This is a genomic window from Akkermansia muciniphila, from assembly GCF_018709685.1.
GTDB classification, from domain to species: Bacteria; Verrucomicrobiota; Verrucomicrobiia; order Verrucomicrobiales; family Akkermansiaceae; genus Akkermansia; species Akkermansia muciniphila_E.
Genome location: NZ_JABDHQ010000003.1, coordinates 104,677 through 120,681 on the forward strand (window position 1 = coordinate 104,677; position 16,005 = coordinate 120,681).

At 56.8% G+C, this 16,005-nt stretch carries 16 protein-coding genes and 1 tRNA gene; 9 read left to right on the forward strand and 8 right to left on the reverse strand.

Annotation, left to right across the window (positions count from 1 at the left end; all coding sequences use genetic code 11):
• The first annotated feature begins 7 nt into the window (after positions 1 to 7).
• Genes HHJ06_RS03185 through HHJ06_RS11825 form a run of 3 tightly spaced genes read left to right on the forward strand, consistent with a single transcriptional unit; the run spans position 8 to position 796 of the window.
• Positions 8 to 166, forward strand: coding sequence for a hypothetical protein (locus tag HHJ06_RS03185; protein WP_215427532.1), 159 nt, complete (start codon positions 8 to 10; stop codon positions 164 to 166).
• A gap of 28 nt (positions 167 to 194) precedes the next feature.
• On the forward strand, positions 195 to 665 hold the full coding sequence (locus HHJ06_RS03190; protein WP_215427533.1) for a hypothetical protein: 471 nt from the start codon (positions 195 to 197) through the stop codon (positions 663 to 665).
• Positions 665 to 796, forward strand: a complete 132-nt coding sequence (locus HHJ06_RS11825) for a hypothetical protein (RefSeq protein ID WP_286010580.1) — start codon at positions 665 to 667, stop codon at positions 794 to 796. The genes HHJ06_RS03190 and HHJ06_RS11825 overlap by 1 nt, the downstream gene beginning before the upstream one ends.
• Before the next feature lie 73 nt (positions 797 to 869).
• On the opposite strand, the gene HHJ06_RS03195 is transcribed toward HHJ06_RS11825, so the two are convergent.
• The 3 genes from HHJ06_RS03195 to HHJ06_RS03205 form a co-directional block, all read right to left on the reverse strand.
• A complete protein-coding gene (locus tag HHJ06_RS03195) occupies positions 870 to 1,682 on the reverse strand; it encodes a TIGR02391 family protein (protein ID WP_215427534.1) in 813 nt (270 codons plus the stop codon).
• A gap of 133 nt (positions 1,683 to 1,815) precedes the next feature.
• Entirely contained in the window at positions 1,816 to 3,081 is a 1,266-nt protein-coding gene (locus HHJ06_RS03200; RefSeq protein WP_215427535.1) for a type II toxin-antitoxin system HipA family toxin, read from the reverse strand.
• Positions 3,078 to 3,395 (reverse strand): hypothetical protein, encoded by a 318-nt coding sequence (locus tag HHJ06_RS03205; protein ID WP_215427536.1) that lies wholly within the window; start codon positions 3,393 to 3,395, stop codon positions 3,078 to 3,080. The genes HHJ06_RS03200 and HHJ06_RS03205 overlap by 4 nt, the downstream gene beginning before the upstream one ends.
• A gap of 143 nt (positions 3,396 to 3,538) precedes the next feature.
• On the opposite strand from HHJ06_RS03205, the gene HHJ06_RS03210 reads away from it, so the two are divergent.
• Positions 3,539 to 4,099 (forward strand): hypothetical protein, encoded by a 561-nt coding sequence (locus HHJ06_RS03210; RefSeq protein ID WP_215427537.1) that lies wholly within the window; start codon positions 3,539 to 3,541, stop codon positions 4,097 to 4,099.
• Between the two features lie 252 nt (positions 4,100 to 4,351).
• Here the strand turns inward: HHJ06_RS03210 and HHJ06_RS03215 are convergent.
• Positions 4,352 to 4,438 (reverse strand) — tRNA-Leu (locus HHJ06_RS03215).
• A 228-nt stretch (positions 4,439 to 4,666) separates the two neighbouring features.
• Between HHJ06_RS03215 and HHJ06_RS03220 the strand changes: the two genes are divergently transcribed.
• Positions 4,667 to 6,439 (forward strand): TrkH family potassium uptake protein, encoded by a 1,773-nt coding sequence (locus tag HHJ06_RS03220; protein WP_215427538.1) that lies wholly within the window; start codon positions 4,667 to 4,669, stop codon positions 6,437 to 6,439.
• A gap of 140 nt (positions 6,440 to 6,579) precedes the next feature.
• The gene (locus tag HHJ06_RS03225) at positions 6,580 to 7,917 is read left to right on the forward strand and encodes an MATE family efflux transporter (protein ID WP_215427539.1); all 1,338 of its coding nucleotides are present in this window, start codon (positions 6,580 to 6,582) and stop codon (positions 7,915 to 7,917) included.
• A gap of 205 nt (positions 7,918 to 8,122) precedes the next feature.
• On the opposite strand, the gene HHJ06_RS03230 is transcribed toward HHJ06_RS03225, so the two are convergent.
• Genes HHJ06_RS03230 through rsmA form a run of 4 tightly spaced genes read right to left on the reverse strand, consistent with a single transcriptional unit; the run spans position 8,123 to position 11,111 of the window.
• Positions 8,123 to 8,941 carry a hypothetical protein gene (locus HHJ06_RS03230; RefSeq protein ID WP_215427540.1) on the reverse strand — a complete coding sequence of 273 codons (819 nt, stop codon included), beginning with the start codon at positions 8,939 to 8,941 and terminating at the stop codon, positions 8,123 to 8,125.
• 56 nt (positions 8,942 to 8,997) lie between these two features.
• Positions 8,998 to 9,261 carry a hypothetical protein gene (locus HHJ06_RS03235; RefSeq protein ID WP_215427541.1) on the reverse strand — a complete coding sequence of 88 codons (264 nt, stop codon included), beginning with the start codon at positions 9,259 to 9,261 and terminating at the stop codon, positions 8,998 to 9,000.
• A 21-nt stretch (positions 9,262 to 9,282) separates the two neighbouring features.
• On the reverse strand, positions 9,283 to 9,744 hold the full coding sequence (locus HHJ06_RS03240) for a hypothetical protein (RefSeq protein WP_215427542.1): 462 nt from the start codon (positions 9,742 to 9,744) through the stop codon (positions 9,283 to 9,285).
• A gap of 14 nt (positions 9,745 to 9,758) precedes the next feature.
• Positions 9,759 to 11,111 carry a 16S rRNA (adenine(1518)-N(6)/adenine(1519)-N(6))-dimethyltransferase RsmA gene (gene rsmA / locus HHJ06_RS03245; protein ID WP_215427543.1) on the reverse strand — a complete coding sequence of 451 codons (1,353 nt, stop codon included), beginning with the start codon at positions 11,109 to 11,111 and terminating at the stop codon, positions 9,759 to 9,761.
• A gap of 321 nt (positions 11,112 to 11,432) precedes the next feature.
• Between rsmA and galE the strand changes: the two genes are divergently transcribed.
• The 3 genes from galE (at position 11,433) to HHJ06_RS03260 (ending at position 15,942) form a co-directional block, all read left to right on the forward strand.
• The gene (galE, locus tag HHJ06_RS03250; RefSeq protein ID WP_215427544.1) at positions 11,433 to 12,422 is read left to right on the forward strand and encodes a UDP-glucose 4-epimerase GalE; all 990 of its coding nucleotides are present in this window, start codon (positions 11,433 to 11,435) and stop codon (positions 12,420 to 12,422) included.
• A 343-nt stretch (positions 12,423 to 12,765) separates the two neighbouring features.
• On the forward strand, positions 12,766 to 14,289 hold the full coding sequence (locus HHJ06_RS03255) for a prenyltransferase/squalene oxidase repeat-containing protein (protein WP_215427545.1): 1,524 nt from the start codon (positions 12,766 to 12,768) through the stop codon (positions 14,287 to 14,289).
• Positions 14,290 to 14,439: 150 nt separating this feature from the next.
• Complete coding sequence (locus HHJ06_RS03260; RefSeq protein WP_215427546.1) at positions 14,440 to 15,942, forward strand: prenyltransferase/squalene oxidase repeat-containing protein; 1,503 nt, start codon at positions 14,440 to 14,442, stop codon at positions 15,940 to 15,942.
• Positions 15,943 to 16,005 lie beyond the last annotated feature (63 nt).

Below are 16,005 nucleotides of genomic sequence, written 5' to 3' on the forward strand. Positions count from 1 at the left end.
CACGGCCATGAACATGAAAGTCATCATGATCGCCCTGGTAGTGCTCGTACTGCTGTGTCTGTTGGGGCCTGTCGTCGTCGGCATCCTGTCGGCTCTGGTGGCCGTAGCTCCGTACCTGCTCGCCGTGCTGTTGATCCTGGGCGTCATCGCCTTCTTCCACAAGTAACTCTGACAGGAAAGGAAGAAAACGAGACATGAAGACGATGCCCATCATCGCGCAACTGCGCTCCACGAGCGGATACGATACGGACGCTCCGTACGTGTATCTGGCACTGGACGAGGAGCTACTGGCCCGGATCGAGAAGGTGGTGTCGCTTTACAGCAGACATCAGCATGATCCTTCGCTGAGGTTGAACAAGCTGACGATTCACGGGCCGTCCATGACGGCTCTGGCGAATCTCCCGGAACTGACGGAAGAACAGCAGAAGTCTCTGGACGACGACGAAAGCACCCTGCTGGATTCGCCGATTCCGGAGACGGAACTGGATACACTGGAAAGCTGCATCCGGCTCTGTGGTGAAGGCATCGACATCCTTGATGCCCGGTGCCTGTATGTCATAGCCTGCAACAAGCACACACGGGACATGTATGAAGCCAATATCGGGGCCGTACTGAGACATCTGCTCAAGTCCCGCCATCATCCCGGAAAGGAGGACTTTGCCTGATGCTGACGATTGAAAAGTACAAGGGTACCCGCTTCTGGGCCGTCTTCCGCGACGGAGAGCTGTTGGCCGTGACCGTGTACAAGCGAGGTGCTCTTGCTATCGTCAGAGCACTGGAAGGCAACTGTAAATGAATGCCTTCATTTAGCAGCTCTCCTTCATCATGAAGTCGGGCTGTTTTTTAGCTGCCATATGAAGATTCCGGATTTACGAGATGGAGGCAAAACATGTTTTCTGTGCCTCATCTAGTCTCCTATGAACAAAAGAAATCGTGCTCAGAATATCGAGAGCATCTGTTTCGCTTGTCGCCCATTTAATTTTTGCCGCATGGGCAAAAGGGTTTCTGAATGTTCCGTAGATTTCCTTTAAAAGGGTAGCAAAGCCTTTATGCTCGGATTTTTCGCTATCTGTACATAATCCATTGATCACAAGAAGAGGGCGATCAATGCTAAATACAGTGTCTATAAGCTTCGCTCCATCTTGTTCTAATCCTGTCAATTCGCGTAAGCGGTCAAAAATGCTTTTGGCTGCTTCAAAAATTGAATGAAAATAGTTTTCTTCAAGAAGCTCCGCACGGCAATACTTGAATACATTGTCATGAGCCCCACGTTGAACCAGTTTTTCATGGAGTCTTTTTTCTCGTCTCTGTGCTTCTGTCAATGTTGCTACCTTTGGCCTTGGCGATAGCCTTCCTTCCAAAGAAAGCATGAGCCCTTCAAAGGCTAATACAACATTAATTGCTTTTTGGTATTCCTCGAAATTATCCTGTCTGGATACAAAGCGTATTGGACTCAAAATATTCTCAATACAGCTGCAAATAGCCGAGGCATTTTGTAAGGAAATCTGACTTCCAAGAAAACTGGCATTTAACCTGCGCCACTTGGTCGTACTCAAGCAATTAATCTCTGTAATGTTACTTTCCCGAAGAAACCGGGCAATTTCTCCTCCCGTCAAAGCTTCGCCCAATATTTTGGCGATCTCTTCAATTGTATTGGACGAAAATTTATCCGTAATTAGCATACTTATTTTTACAATATCCTTGCCAACCTGAGAAGGACAATCTGTTAACTATCGCAACGAAATCTACGCCGAAATTCTGGTACATCTTGATACTACATTCACGGGGGCAGGGACAATTATACTGACAAGATTCCTACGTTAATACCGCAGCATAACCATCTTTATGTTCGAAGGCTGATACCATGCGATCTTGTTCCTGTTTGCTGATACCGAATAATTCTGCCGCATGTCGCCACTGGCTGACTGCCCGGGCAATCGGTTCCAACAGGTCATTCGTTTCAGAGGTCTTGATTCCGCATTCGGGAGCAATACTGCGGAGGACATCCAGAGAGGCGGATGTATCTTCCCAGTCGATAGCCGTATTGAGGTAGCGAGGGCGTATATCCATGGGAGTGGGGTTTACGTCAAACAGTGGCGATAGAGACCACCCTGTTCCCCCGGTCTGAAGGAATCCGTGATTCCGAAGATGGTCATCCGTGTTGGAAATCATGATGCTGAAGGCGATCCGCTGCCATAATTGGCGCAAGTCTTGCCTGGGCGCAGCGCCGTACTGGCGTATGGCATCCACGATTTCAAGATAACTGTGCTGCTCGTTATCCCTGGCTCCCAACATGCTCATGGCCGACAGGTAGGAGATTCGTCGCTGTTCCCGGGTGCGATCAAAACGCCAGACGATCAGAACATCCTTGTCGGCTATTTTTTCCAGTTCGAAGCGCGGGACTTGAAGCCCGGCTTTGGAAGCCAGAGTCAAAGCGACGGCTTCCCATGCAACGACGTTGTATTCATCATCGTGCCGGGGAAACTTGGCAATGCAGAGGTTCCCCTTCTTGTCTTTTACCGATGCCTTCGGACGAGCTCCACCAAGGGAAGAACCGGGAGCGAGGAGCAACCGCAGGTCTTCGGCATTTTCATCGTCCCGGCAGAAATGATCAGCGGCATGCAGCAGACGGGACAGGTTGACCAGAGGCGGGATTGGCGTCGCACCCGGAGGGGCGCAGAACGATTGTCCTCCATCCTGTGAAAAGCGCAACGCTCCCTGCCTTGCCTCGTCATTCACCCTGAGCAGGTAGTCCAGTTCGGAGAGCGTATGGGGGCTTTCATTGGCTGTTCGTGCTCGTGCCAGTTCAGCCCGCCGCATCAGAATACGCCCCCATCTGTCAGGTGTGGAGTCGCCAATCGCACCGAATACGCTTTGACCGGGAGTGGTATGAAAGGTGCCGTCAGCCAGAGGCAGGAGTGGTTCCAGCGCAAATCTGTACGGATTTGCAAGCCATTCCCTGTTGTACTCGAAAGAGGCTGATTCCCGGCCCTTGCGAAAGTGCGACCACAGCCTGCCTGCTTGTACAGGCCCCGGGGAGTAAGGCAGGTCAATGAATACGTCGATGGGAGTATAACTCATGGGTTCTTGGGAAGGTGGATACGTTTGGGCAAGCGTTCTTCTTCAAGAGCTCGGCCCACGGGGTCATTATTGGCATCGACGAGGTTTTTGAGCCTATCGGTCAGCCCCAGTACGAACAGGACGGCGGCATAGTTGCCCAAGGCTACGCCGGGGTCGCCCTTTTCGACACGCCCCAGTGTTGAACGAGAAATGAATGCCCGTTCAGCCATCAGTGTCGTAGGAATACGCCGCCTCTTACGGGCATCGCTGATGTCCGCCCCCAATTTCTTGAGCGCCGCTTTCACTGGCCCCGGCAATGGGGATGTGGTTTTCATGAGAAAAATATGTATCATATAGTAAGCAAAAACAAGAAATATGTATTATATATGAGTCATTATGAGAAATACAGGGTTCATTCCAATCCAAAATAATTTTTCTCCCCTTACCAAGTAGTGCGCTGTATCATACGCGTAGCGTTATGATACAGCGCACTACTTGGGCCACTTCTATAGACAAGGCCAATTCATTAGCAGCCTCCAACTCCAGAAATCTCAACATCCTGCTTGGCCTGCTGGGAGCCGGCGCCCTCGCAACGGGAGCCGTTGCCACCGCCAAATACCTCACCCGCAAAGATCCGAAGTCCGAGATGGGCAAAATCAAGCTCAAGCTGCCCGGCTCCAGGAAAGACCCGAACACGGCCGCAGAGGTCGAACTGCCCATCGACATGCCCGGAATGAGCCCCACCCTCATCGAAGGTCTCAACCGGGGCGTACGCCTTCAGGCCAGGAAGAACGTACGAGCCAATTCGTTCAAGCGCGATCCGCAGACAGGCAAGCTTGTTCCGTACGAGGAATGGAAGGCACAGCAGGCTCAGAAGGAGCAACAACCAGACAATGTTATCGAGTTCTCGAAGGCGGCATCCTCATCGCCCGGTTTTGCGGGTTATTCCTGCATTAAAGCACGGATTGATTTCGTCTTTTGTTCCGGAAATACATGGAACCATGCTTCGCCTTCGGCAGCACGAATGCCTTCCCGGTAGTGCTTTTCCGTCATGTTGGTTCCCGAGTGTCCAAGCCACATGGATACCCGGGGTATGTCATGTGTTCGAGAGGGCTACATTAGTGTAGACTTCCATCTAGAAGAAAGAGCATTTTCTTCTTATTTTACAATGCTTTTCGATAACAAGGATGTCCCCTGAATGTCCCCCAGTTCGTCAAAAAATAAGATTTTTGGCTTCTCTCTCCTAAAAACAAGTAACCCCTTCCAAGCTGTTAACTTAAAAGGGGTTATATGGTGCGCCCGAAAGGACTCGAACCTTCACAGAGTTGCCTCCACTAGAACCTGAATCTAGCGCGTCTACCAATTCCGCCACGAGCGCACATGGTTTGGTAAGAACGGGGCTTATTATGCACAGCGGCGGCGGATTGGCAACTATTTTCCTGCACATGAAAGAAAATATTTTCCGGGGCCTCCGCCTCCCTGCCGTTCCGCGCGGCATGGCAACGATATAAGGGCTTCTCAAATCCTCCGGTATGCAGTAGTCTCGCTCCAGAGTCAGAGGCACCACCATTTCAGGCTTGTGAATGAGACGAGGGAAAAACCGCTATTGAACCGTTTTGAGGTCATGGAAATGGGGTTCGGCCTGTGTACGCTGGCTGCCCTGATGTGGCTGCTGTGGTGGAACGGCTTCGGCGAGGTTCATGAGGACCAGCTTTCCCTGCGTTATTTCCGGGAAATCCTGTCCCTGCTGGTGCTCGGCCAGCTTACCGGGGTGCTCGGCATTCTGCGGGAGAAGTGGCTTTCCAAATCCATCCGGAACCCGCGTTGGATGGAACTGGGGCTGGGCATCGTCATTCTGGTGATGCTGGCCGGGAATTTTTTCAATTCCACTTTTATTTCCAGAATAGAGCTTCAGAACATTTTCCGCGTCCTCTGCCTCTGTTACGGGGCGGCCCCCCTGCTGAACCTGAAGGAGTATTTTTTCCGCGTGGCCCGCAGGAAACGGGGGTTTCACATACCGCGCATCCGCCCGGCCCTGCTTTTCCTGCTTACGCTGGTGGTCTTCATCACGCTGGGGGGCACCCTGCTCATGTCTCCGGGAGCCACCAAGGAAGGCATTGTGCTTTCCCCCACGGATGCCTATTTCATCAGCACCAGCGCCGTGTGCGTCACAGGGCTGGTGCCCCTGAACGTCCACGAGCATTTCACCAATTACGGCCAGACCATCCTGCTGGTGCTTTTCCAGGTGGGCGCCTTCGGCATCATGACGTTCACTTATTTCGTCTCCCTGATGGTGGGCCAGGGCCTGAGCCTGCGCTCCAAGGTCACCATCAGCAACCTGCTGGACGAGGAAGGAATCGCCCAGGTGGACCGGTTTATTAAAAACATCATTGCCGTCACATTCGGGGTAGAGGCGCTGGGGGCGGTGGCCCTTTATTTTTCCTGGAGGAACGTGCCCGGGCTGGAGGGTGACACCCTCTGGTGGTACGCCGTGTTCCATTCCGTTTCCGGCTTCTGCAATGCAGGGTTCAGCCTGTTTGCGGACAACCTGGCTACGCCGGAGGTAGCTTATAACATGGGGGGCCAGATTACCATCATGGTCATGGTGCTCTGCGGGAGCCTGGGTTTTGCCATGTACCTGGAAATCGTCCGCAGGGCGCGGGTGGCCCTGGGCTGGGACAGCCGGAACACCATCAGCCGCCACTGGTCCACGTACAGCTGGCTGGTCGTGCGCATGACGGCGGCGCTGGTGCTGGGCGGGGGGCTGATCCTGTTCCTGACCAAGATGATTGACGGCAGCCTGTTCACCTCGGCCGATCCCTGGTACTGGATTCTGTGGGAGAGCCTGTTCAATGCCACGGCGCGCACCGCCGGCTTCAATATTTCAGACATGGCGCTTAACAGCATCCCGTATGCGCTGTTCCTGGCGGCGCTCATGTTCATCGGCGGCAATCCCGGCTCCACCACGGGCGGCGTCCACACCACCACGTTTGCCGTTTCCTGCGGGGAGGTGGCGCGCATTTTGCAGGGCAAGCAAGACGTGGTGATGCATAAGCGGAGAATTGCCCGCAGCGTGGTGGAACGCGCCGTCATCACCGTCATCCTGGCCGGGGCCTGGGTGGGCATGATCACCACGGTCATGTGCTTTGCGGAACCGGGTCTCAGCCTGGAACGCCTGTTTTTTGAGGTGGTGAGCTCCTTCGCCACGGTGGGGTTCTCTTGGAACGTCACGCCGGAACTCAGCGACGTAGGCAAATGGATCATCGTGTTCAACATGATCGTGGGCCGCGTGGGAATGGTGGCCTTTGTTCTGGCTTTCATGAAACAGCCTACCAAGTCTCCGCTCCGGTATCCGGAGACCCGGCTGCCTCTCAGCTGACCCGCGTTCTTTCCTTCTGTTTTTCATGACATACATGGAAAACAAACGCATTTCTTTCTTGCATGAATCCGGTTTGCGTCAAGAATGCCGGACCTTTAGCGTCTGCTCCCGGCAGAACAAGCCCGCAGGGCGCCCTTGTTATGAATAATCCTTCCTCTATTTCCTATCAAAAGATATGGCTGATGTCCTATCCCCTCATGATCAGCCTGATCATTGAGCACATGATCGGCCTGACGGACGCCGTTTTCCTGGGGCGCGTGGGGGACGTGGCTTTAGGCGCTTGCGCCCTGGGCGGCGTGTATTACATGGCCATGTTCATGCTGGCCTTCGGCTTCGGCTTCGGGGCGCAGATCATCATCGCGCGCCGCAACGGGGAACGGCGGTACAACCGCATCGGGCCCACCCTGGTCCAGGGCTGTTACTTCATGCTGGCCATGGCGGTGGCCCTTTTTACCGCCTCCCAATATTTTTCCCCCGCCATCCTGCGGGACATCATTGAATCCCCCCAAGTATACGGAGCCACGGTGGATTACATCCACTGGCGCACCTACGGCGTCTTTTTCTCCTTCCTTTGCGTGATGTTCCGCGCGTATTACGTGGGGATTACCCAGACCAAGATTCTCACGGTCAACTCCGTCGTGATGCTCCTGAGCAACGTGGTGCTTAATTACTGCCTCATCTTCGGCAAAGGCGGCTTCCCCGTCATGGGCATCGCCGGGGCGGCCATCGCTTCCAGCGTGTCGGAAGCCGTTTCCCTCCTCTTCTTCATCCTTTACACGGGCGTCAAGGCGGACAAGAGGAAGTACGGCTTCCGCCGGGCGTTTACATTCCGCCCCCATTTGCTGAAAGGCATGCTGGCCATTTCCGGGTGGACCATGGTGCAATCCTTCATTTCCGTCTCCATCTGGTTCATCTTTTTCCTGGCGATCGAACACCTTGGGGAACGCCCCCTGGCCGTCACCAACATCGTGCGCAACATTTCCGCCATGCTCATCATGGTGATCAGCGCCTTCGCCACCACGGCGGGAGCCCTCGTCAGCAACCAGATCGGCGCCGGGGAACAACGCTACGTGTTCCGGACCTGCGGCATGACGGTCAACCTGACATACGCCATCCTGGTTCCCCTGCTCGTCGTCCTGTGCCTGTTTCCGGAGCCCGTCCTCCGGGTTTTCACGGATAACCCGTCCCTGATTGCCGCCAGCGTGGATTCGGTGTACGTGATGGCCACCTCCACCCTGGTCATGGCTCCGGCGTTTATCCTGTTCAATGCCGTATCCGGCACGGGCAATACGAAGGCAGGCTTCATCATGGAGATGATGTCCCTGGCCGTTTACACCGCCGCCGTTTATTTCATCGTCATCAGGCTCAAGCCGGACGTGGCCCTCTGCTGGTTTTCCGAGCACGTTTACGGCTTCTCCCTGATCATCCTGGCATGGTGGTACCTCAAGAGCGGAAAATGGCGCGGTAAAAAGGTTTAAGAGAATAAGGGCGGAGCTTCCGCCCCCCCTCCCGCCGACAAGCGGAACAAGGGAAGCCCTGCCCTTCTCAACTCCCGTGCGGACAGGTCCGGCGTAATGGAGAATTCCACTCCGGCGCTGCAGGCCGCGCCTTTCCCGTCATTTCCAGGAGCATAAAAAAAGCCCCGCGGCAAAAGCCGCAGGGCAACAACGGAACAGGGAGTAATTATTCCTCGCCGGATTCTTCTTCGGAATCACGTTCTTCCTCCGGGGAAGAAGCTTTTTCCTGCTGCTGGGGGACGGCCTTCTGGGACTGCTTGCGGCGGGATTCCTCCATCATGAAGAATTCCGCACAGCGGAAGGCGCGGCGGGCGGCTTCGCGCGCCGTCTGGTCATCCATCAGGGCAAGCCCTTCTTCAGACACTTCCGCCAGGAACATTTTCCAGGCGCGGGCGGCCACTTTCTTGCCGTCCAGATGCTTGAAGGAAGCGGATTCCTGCATGGGCTGGCGGTCTTCGGAGCCGTTGCCCTTTTTATTGCGGCGGCGGCGCTTGCGCTTGTTGAAGGTGCCTTCGGACGCTCCGCCCACGGTTTCCGGCTGGGCAAAGTAGTCTCCGCCGTGCTGTTCATGGCGTTCCTGCTGTTCAGAGTTTCGGTTGGGGCGGAATGATTCACGCTTGACCTTGACCGGAGCGGCGGCCTGCGGCTTCTGGGAAGCCTCGGGAGCGGCGGTCTTTTCAACGGGGGCGGCGGGAGCCGGGGTCGCGGAAGGAGCAGCCGCTTCAGCGGCGGGAGCCTTCTTGTCAACCGCCTTTTTGGCGGTTTTCACGGTTTTTACCTTGGCCGCGGTTTTCGTGGCGGACTTGACCGTTTTGATTTTGGTTTTGGGTGCTTCTACGGAAGCGGCGTCAGCAGCGGGCTTCTTTTCAGCCGCGGCAGCCTTCTTGGTCGTAGACGCCGTCTTTTTGGCAGCCGTCTTGCGTGCAGCCGTTTTCTTGGCTGCGGACGCTTCCGGAGCACCTGTTTCTAATGGTTTTTTTGCCATAAAATTTCAAGTGAAAGGAAGGATTATGAATCAATTCCGGAGATTGTCGAGATTTATCACGGAGCCTCATCCGGAAGGGCCGGCAAATCTTTCAAAAGCGCCTTGTACCTTCCCGAATCAAAGGGGCGTCCGCCCACTACCATTTCATTAATGGTGATGGCGAGGGCCTGCGCCATCAGTTCCAGTGCTTCCTGCTCCTCCAGCTTTTCCCGACCCGTCAGGCGCTCCAGGCAGTCCTTGACATAGGCCGTGTCCGGCGCCTCCAGCTGTTCCCGCACGGCAGGCACCAGCGTTTCAATCATTTCATCCGGTATTTCCATAAGATTTCCCTTCTGCCGGTTTTACATGGCGCCCATGCGGCTGCGGATGACGGATTGCAGTTCCGTTTCAAATTCCCTCAGGTCATCTGCCGTGGGTTCTCCGAGCGTAGCGTCCCAGTTGATGCGGCCCGTGCGGTCGATGTCCCAGACGCCCTGCGCCCCGCTCCTGAACAGAACCTTACCCGCCATCAGAGCATGGGGAGGCGTTATTTCATCCACGGTTACCTGGGTTTTACCCAGCAGAGAGGCCGGGGGAGTTGTTGCTCCGGGAGCGTCTTGCGGCTGCTCGGCCTGGGGTTCCGGTTCCGGCTGCCTGATGTGGATGTCCAGGTCCTGAAGCAGGAACCTGGTATCCATGAACGTCAGCTTGATGCCCAGGTCCTCATGCAGTTTTTTCTGGATGGCGTTTAAATCCAGCCCTTCTTCCGCCCAGTCCCGGATGGACTGGACCTGCTCCGGAGATAATTGATCAGGGGTAATCATGATATGTATTTGAGTTAGGATGATGCCTTTTTGTTCGCGGCCAGCCATGCATTCCAGCACGGGATGAACGCGGGGGAAAAGTCCTGCGGGCGGCGCTCCACCCATGCCTGGATTTGTTCCGGCGTAAACCACTGCACGCTGTCCACTTCCGCCGCTGGAAAACGGACCTTCCCGGAATAGCTTCCTTCATACAGGGCAATGAATTCCCAGCCGTTGTTTTCACTCGCGTCAAAGTCCGCGATTTTCCTCAGGCCGCAGCCGGAAACGCCCAGTTCCTCCTTCAGCTCCCGCACGGCGGCTTGCTCATAGCTTTCCCCGGCGTCCAGGTGACCCGCAGCGGAAGAATCCCACTTGCCCGGCTGCCTGTCCTTCCACATGGACCTTTTCTGGAGGAGTACGGCCCCATGCTTGTTTACCAGGAACATGTGCACGGCACGGTGGAGAAGGCCCCCCTCATGGATTTCCCGGCGCGTTCCCTGCCCGGTCATCTGGTTGAGCCCGTCCACCACGTCAAACAATTCATCCCCGCTCTGCGCCACATCCTTGAGGGGGTTGGCGTCATAGGCGCGCGACAACTGCACCCACTGGGACAAATTCAGTTCCTCCGCCCTGGCGGAGGGGGAGAGCCCTAGGGATGAGGCCACTTCCTCCCACGGAGGGGAGGCGGGAAGCTGTTTTTTCAACTGCTTGCGCCGCTGGGAAAAAGCCTTGCGCATCAGTTCGTCCATCAGACGGTCGTCATACGGCGGCAGATCGCGGACGGGGCGCGGTGTGAGCAGCATCACCGTGGAGTCAATCCTGGGGCGGGGATGGAATGCTTCCGGGGGAATGGTCTTGAGGGCGCGGGGAACCCAGTTTTTCTGAATGCGGAGGGACAGCAGCCCGAAGGCGTCGTCATCCGGGGTAGCCAGAATGCGGTCAATGAACTCCTTCTGGAGCATCACCACGGCGCGTTCCACCGCGCTGGGGCGGGACAGGAAATTCTGAAGAATGGCGCCTCCCGCGGAATAGGGAAGGTTGCCCAGGAATTTGACGGGAGCCTCCGCAAAGAGTCCCCGGGGGTCCCAGGTGGCGCCGTCCGCATGGTGGACTTCCACATGGGGGTCTCCGGCCCAGCGTTCTTTCTGGTATTCCGCCAGGCGGGAGTCAAATTCCACCAGAATCAACTTGCGGCAGAGGGGCGCGGCATGCTCCGTCAGGGCGCCCGTTCCGGGCCCCACCTCCACCACGCAGTCCTGCGGCTGGATTTCAAGCTGGTCCACAATCCAGCGGGCCACATTTTCATCCGTCAGAAAATTCTGGCCCAGGGATTTGCTGGGGCGCACTTCGTGATCTTCCAGAACATTCCTGATCTCGGATGGTTTCATAGGCCCATGCTCTCAAAAATGCACATCCGGAGCCAGTAAAAAGCGGGGCAGTTTCCGGCATCGGAACGGACGCGCCCCATGCGCCGCCTTGCCGGGAGGGGCCAACCGTGACAGAGCCCCGTTCCATGGCCCGGCGCCCTCCGCCTGCCCGGCGGCAGGCGTATCACAAATTGACAAAAAGGGGAAAACATGTCACTTTTACAGGCGTCTGGAACAGTGACACCGCCTGCCGTGAGCCGGAAGCTTCCGCAGGCCCTGGAACGTGCGGACGCCCTTGCCGGTGAAAAGGCTGAACCGGCCCAACAGCAATTTGATAAGATCATGAAAGTACTTGTAACCGGCGGCGCCGGATATATTGGTTCCCACACGGTGCGCCAGCTCGTCAAAATCGGCGCTGACGTGACCGTGCTGGACAACATGGTGTACGGCCACATCGGGGCCCTGGTGGACCCGGAAGTAAAACTGGTCAAGGGAGACCTGGGAGACGCCTCCGTGGTGTATCCGCTCCTGATGCAGGGCAACTTTGACGCCGTGATCCACTTTGCCGCCTTCATCAACGTGGGTGAATCCGTCCAGAATCCCCTGAAGTATTACATGAACAACATCGCCCGGCCCCTCGTCCTTCTGGGCGCCATGCAGGCCGCGGGCGTCAAGCGCTTCGTCTTCTCCTCCACCTGCGCCACCTACGGCGTCCCCACCCAGATACCGATTCCGGAAACGGAAAAGCAGGACCCCATCAACCCTTACGGCAGCTCCAAGTACATGCTGGAGAAAGTCTGCCAGGACTGCGACCGCGCCTGGGGGCTGAAGAGCGTTTTCCTGCGCTATTTCAACGCTTCCGGCTGTAGTGAAGACGGCCTCATCGGCGAAGACCATGATCCGGAAACCCACCTTATCCCCAACATCCTGCTCACGCTGACCGGGGAAAAGGAATACATTGAAGTTTTCGGCACGGATTACGACACGCCGGACGGCACCTGCATCCGCGACTATATCCACGTCAATGACCTGGCGGACGCCCACCTGAGGGCAGTGGACTACCTGATGAAAGGCGGCTCCACGGAATGCTTCAACCTGGGAACCGGCCTGGGACTTTCCGTCCGGGAAATCCTGGAAACGGCAGAAAAAGTTACCGGGAAGAAAATCCCCGTCCGTTACGGCCCCCGCCGTGAAGGGGACCCGCCCCGCCTGATCGCCAATCCGAAGAAGGCGAAGGAAATCCTCGGCTGGGAAGCCCAGTGCAAAGATGCCGGAGCCATCGTGGAGACGGCCTGGAAATGGATGACCGGTCCGCGCAAGGGCCATTATTGATTCCTGCCCCATAAGAAGAATTGTTCCTTTCCGCCCTGCCATGAAATTCATGGCAGGGCATTTTTTCTTCCGTAAAACGCCGCAGGCAGGGAGCTTCCGGAACCGGCCGTCCCCAAACGTATAGAAAAAACGGGGAGCACACACGGTTGGCAAATGCCTCCCCCTGCCTCCGGAAACGTCCCGTTCCAGCCTGAAGGCCACAACAACGGATGTAATTTACTTACCATGAATTATTCCTCCATCTACCTCTGGTCATCATGCAGGCCACCGGAACAATAAAATCTTTGCACTCGTCCCAACCGGAAAAAACGCTATACTGAGTCAGGAACCTCCTAATTACTGCATGAGCCTGCACATTGAAAGTACAGAAGAAGCCCTTACGGAACTGAAGAAGCAGCGCGTCAAGACGCTGGCCGCCGCCTTCTCCGTCTCCTTCCTCGGCGTTGTCCTCATGGGCCTTCTCCTTTATCTGGTTCACATCATCGTCGCCGTTCCGGAAGATCCGCCCATGGTGGCCTATGCCACCCAGGAAGGCGACAATCCGGACATTGACACCCCGGAAGTGACCCAGACCACCCAGCGCCCCAGCAGTTCCTCCACCGCCGCGCAGGTAAAGGTCATTGCCGCCGTGGCGTCAGCGGATGTGGCCGTCGTCAATCCGGACATTGAAGTGGAGGTCCCCTCGGAAGAGCTCTCCATGGGCATCGACATCGGCGACGGCTTCGGCACCGGCACGGGGGACGGCGACGGAGGCGGCATTCCCGGCATCATCTCCAAGCGGTGCGACCTGAACGACCGCATGAAGCGCATCACGGAAAACGGCGGCACCCCCCAGTGCGAGGAAGCCGTGGTCAAATCCCTCAAGTGGCTCCAGAAGCAGCAGAACAAGGACGGCTCCTGGGGCGGAACTCCGCAGAATTACAAGTGCGCCATGACGGGACTCGCCCTGCTCTCCTACCTGGCCCACTGTGAGACCCCCCTTTCCGAAGACTTTGGCGAAACCGTCCTGAAAGGCATTTCCTTCCTCGTGGACCTGGGCGTGAAAAACCCCGTCCTTTCCCTGGTGCCCCAGAGGAATGAGGTCAGCTATGACCACGCCGTGGCCACCTACGCCCTGTGCGAGGCCTACACCTTCTGCAAGCAGATGGACATTCCTTCCATCACCAACCTGGAAAAAGTCGTCATCAAGGCCGTGGACAAGATTCTGGACAACCAGAACGTGGACGGCGGCTGGGCCTATAATTACAATACCAAGGCAGGAGCCCATACGGACCTTTCCGTCACGGGCTGGAACATCCAGGCGCTCAAGGCGGCGGAGCACGGCGGCATCAAGCCCACCAAGGGTGAAATACGCACCGCCCTGCGCAAGGCGGCCTCCTATTGCCGCAAATGCGGCAAGCCCGACGGCCTGTTCACCTACATGCAGGAAGGCCGGGAAGACGCCACGGCCCGCCCCTCCCTGGTGGGCGTGGGCGTGCTCTCCCTGCAAATGTGCGGCAACGGTTCCGACAGCGCGGCGCGCAAAGGCCTGGACTGGATGCTCAAGAATACCAGCCAGCCCTTTAACTGGAAGGCGAACAACACTTCCTCCAACCTCTACCAGCATTATTACGGAGTGCAGGCGGCCATGAACCGCGGCGGGGACGTGTGGAAGGCTTACAACAGGGCCTTCCGGGATTCCACCCTTGGCGCACAGGCTTCCGACGGCAGTTTTGCCCCGAACGGCTTCCCCGGTCCAGGGGGCCTCGTGAATACCAACGGGGGCAGCATCAATGACAAGATTTACCGCCAGTGCCTGGCTACGCTGATGCTGGAGGTATATTACCGCTTCCTCCCCGGGACGGGAGAAGGCACCAAGAATTCCTAATCTGATTGACATACCGGCGCGTCTGGTTTTAGTATGCTGCCAGCCTCGTGAACAGGCAGGCCAGCAGCATTTACCCGTACCCTGGCAATTCTCCTCCATTTTCAAGAATGCGGGAGCATTGGCAGGTACACCAACCAGACACGTCCCTCTATGAGTCTCCATATTGAAAGTACCGATGAAGCCCTTACGGAACTGAAGAAGCAGCGCGTCAAGACGCTGACCGCCGCCTTCTCCGTCTCCTTTCTCGGCGTTGCCCTCATGGGCCTTCTCCTTTATCTGGTACACATCATCGTCGCCATTCCGGAAGACCCGCCCATGGTGGCCTATGCCACCCAGGAAGGGGACAATCCGGACATTGACACTCCGGAAGTGACCCAGACCACTCAGCGCCCCAGCAGTTCCTCCACCGCCGCGCAGGTGAAGGTCATTGCCGCCGTTGCTACGGCGGATGTGGCCGTCGTCAACCCGGACATTGAAGTGGACGTCCCCTCGGAAGAACTCTCCATGGGCATCGACATCGGCGACGGTTTCGGCACCGGCACGGGGGACGGCGACGGAGGCGGCATTCCCGGCATTCTTTCCAAGCGCTGTGACCTGAACGACCGCATGAAGCGCATTGCGGAAAACGGCGGCACTCCCCAGTGCGAGGAAGCCGTGGTCAAATCCCTCCGCTGGCTTAAAAAGCAGCAGAACAAGGACGGCTCCTGGGGTGAAGGCCAGTTCCGCGCTTCCATGACCGGGATTTCCCTGCTGGCCTACCTGGCCCACTGTGAAACTCCTCTTTCCGAGGAATTCGGGGAAAACGTCCTGAAAGGCATTTCCTTCCTGGTGGACCTGGGAATGAAGAATCCCGTGATTTCCGAAAAACCCGCCTTGAAGGAAATCTGCTATGACCACGCCGTGGCCACCTACGCCCTGTGCGAGGCCTACACCTTCTGCAAGCAGATGGACATTCCCTCCATCGCCAACCTGGAAAAAGTCGTGATCAAGGCCGTGGACAGGATCATAGACGCTCAGTGCCCCAACGGGGGCTGGGGCTACAGCTATAACAACAAGATCAATCCGGACATTGACCTTTCCGTCACGGGCTGGAACGTCCAGGCGCTCAAGGCGGCGGAGCACGGCGGCATCAAGCCCACCAAGGGTGAAATACGCTCCACGCTGCGCAAGGCTTCCAGCTACGTGCGCAAGAACGTGATGCCGGACGGCAAATTCGCTTATAAGGAAAACGGCAACATGCCCCGTGCCTCCCTGGTGGGCGTGGGCGTGCTCTCCCTGCAAATGACCGGCAACGGTTCCGACAGCGCGGCCCGCAAAGGTCTGGACTGGATCAAGAACAACGTCAAAACCCTCCAATGGGGACAGGGTTCCGGCACGGAAAACGTCAAGAGCAACCTTTACATGCACTACTACTGCGTCCAGGCGGCCATGAACCGCGGCGGCGATGTATGGGCCTCCTACAACAAGGCATTCCGTGACGCCGTGCTCAGCGGACAAAATGCGGACGGCAGCTTCAGGAAGAATGATGTAGGGTACGTTTCCGGCCTGACCAACAAGTCGGAAAGCATCTACCGGCAGTGCCTGGCTACGCTGATGCTGGAAACCTACTACCGCTTCCTGCCCGGTACAGGGGAAGGCACCAAGAATTCCTGACGCCATTCACCGGCTTTTTTACAGCCCTCTTTTCCTTCCGGGAAAAGAGGGCTTTTCATTTCC

What these genes read in the sequence shown, in the direction of transcription:
- HHJ06_RS03185 (WP_215427532.1), top strand. Translation starts at nt 8, where the DNA reads ATGAACATGAAAGTCATCATGATCGCCCTGGTAGTGCTCGTACTGCTG.
- HHJ06_RS03200 (WP_215427535.1), bottom strand. Translation starts at nt 3,081, where the DNA reads ATGAGTTATACTCCCATCGACGTATTCATTGACCTGCCTTACTCCCCG.
- HHJ06_RS03195 (WP_215427534.1), bottom strand. Translation starts at nt 1,682, where the DNA reads ATGCTAATTACGGATAAATTTTCGTCCAATACAATTGAAGAGATCGCC.
- HHJ06_RS03210 (WP_215427537.1), top strand. Translation starts at nt 3,539, where the DNA reads ATGATACAGCGCACTACTTGGGCCACTTCTATAGACAAGGCCAATTCA.
- HHJ06_RS03190 (WP_215427533.1), top strand. Translation starts at nt 195, where the DNA reads ATGAAGACGATGCCCATCATCGCGCAACTGCGCTCCACGAGCGGATAC.
- HHJ06_RS03205 (WP_215427536.1), bottom strand. Translation starts at nt 3,395, where the DNA reads ATGAAAACCACATCCCCATTGCCGGGGCCAGTGAAAGCGGCGCTCAAG.
- HHJ06_RS11825 (WP_286010580.1), top strand. Translation starts at nt 665, where the DNA reads ATGCTGACGATTGAAAAGTACAAGGGTACCCGCTTCTGGGCCGTCTTC.
- HHJ06_RS03255 (WP_215427545.1), top strand. Translation starts at nt 12,766, where the DNA reads ATGAGCCTGCACATTGAAAGTACAGAAGAAGCCCTTACGGAACTGAAG.
- HHJ06_RS03230 (WP_215427540.1), bottom strand. Translation starts at nt 8,941, where the DNA reads ATGGCAAAAAAACCATTAGAAACAGGTGCTCCGGAAGCGTCCGCAGCC.
- HHJ06_RS03260 (WP_215427546.1), top strand. Translation starts at nt 14,440, where the DNA reads ATGAGTCTCCATATTGAAAGTACCGATGAAGCCCTTACGGAACTGAAG.
- HHJ06_RS03240 (WP_215427542.1), bottom strand. Translation starts at nt 9,744, where the DNA reads ATGATTACCCCTGATCAATTATCTCCGGAGCAGGTCCAGTCCATCCGG.
- galE (WP_215427544.1), top strand. Translation starts at nt 11,433, where the DNA reads ATGAAAGTACTTGTAACCGGCGGCGCCGGATATATTGGTTCCCACACG.
- HHJ06_RS03225 (WP_215427539.1), top strand. Translation starts at nt 6,580, where the DNA reads ATGAATAATCCTTCCTCTATTTCCTATCAAAAGATATGGCTGATGTCC.
- HHJ06_RS03235 (WP_215427541.1), bottom strand. Translation starts at nt 9,261, where the DNA reads ATGGAAATACCGGATGAAATGATTGAAACGCTGGTGCCTGCCGTGCGG.
- rsmA (WP_215427543.1), bottom strand. Translation starts at nt 11,111, where the DNA reads ATGAAACCATCCGAGATCAGGAATGTTCTGGAAGATCACGAAGTGCGC.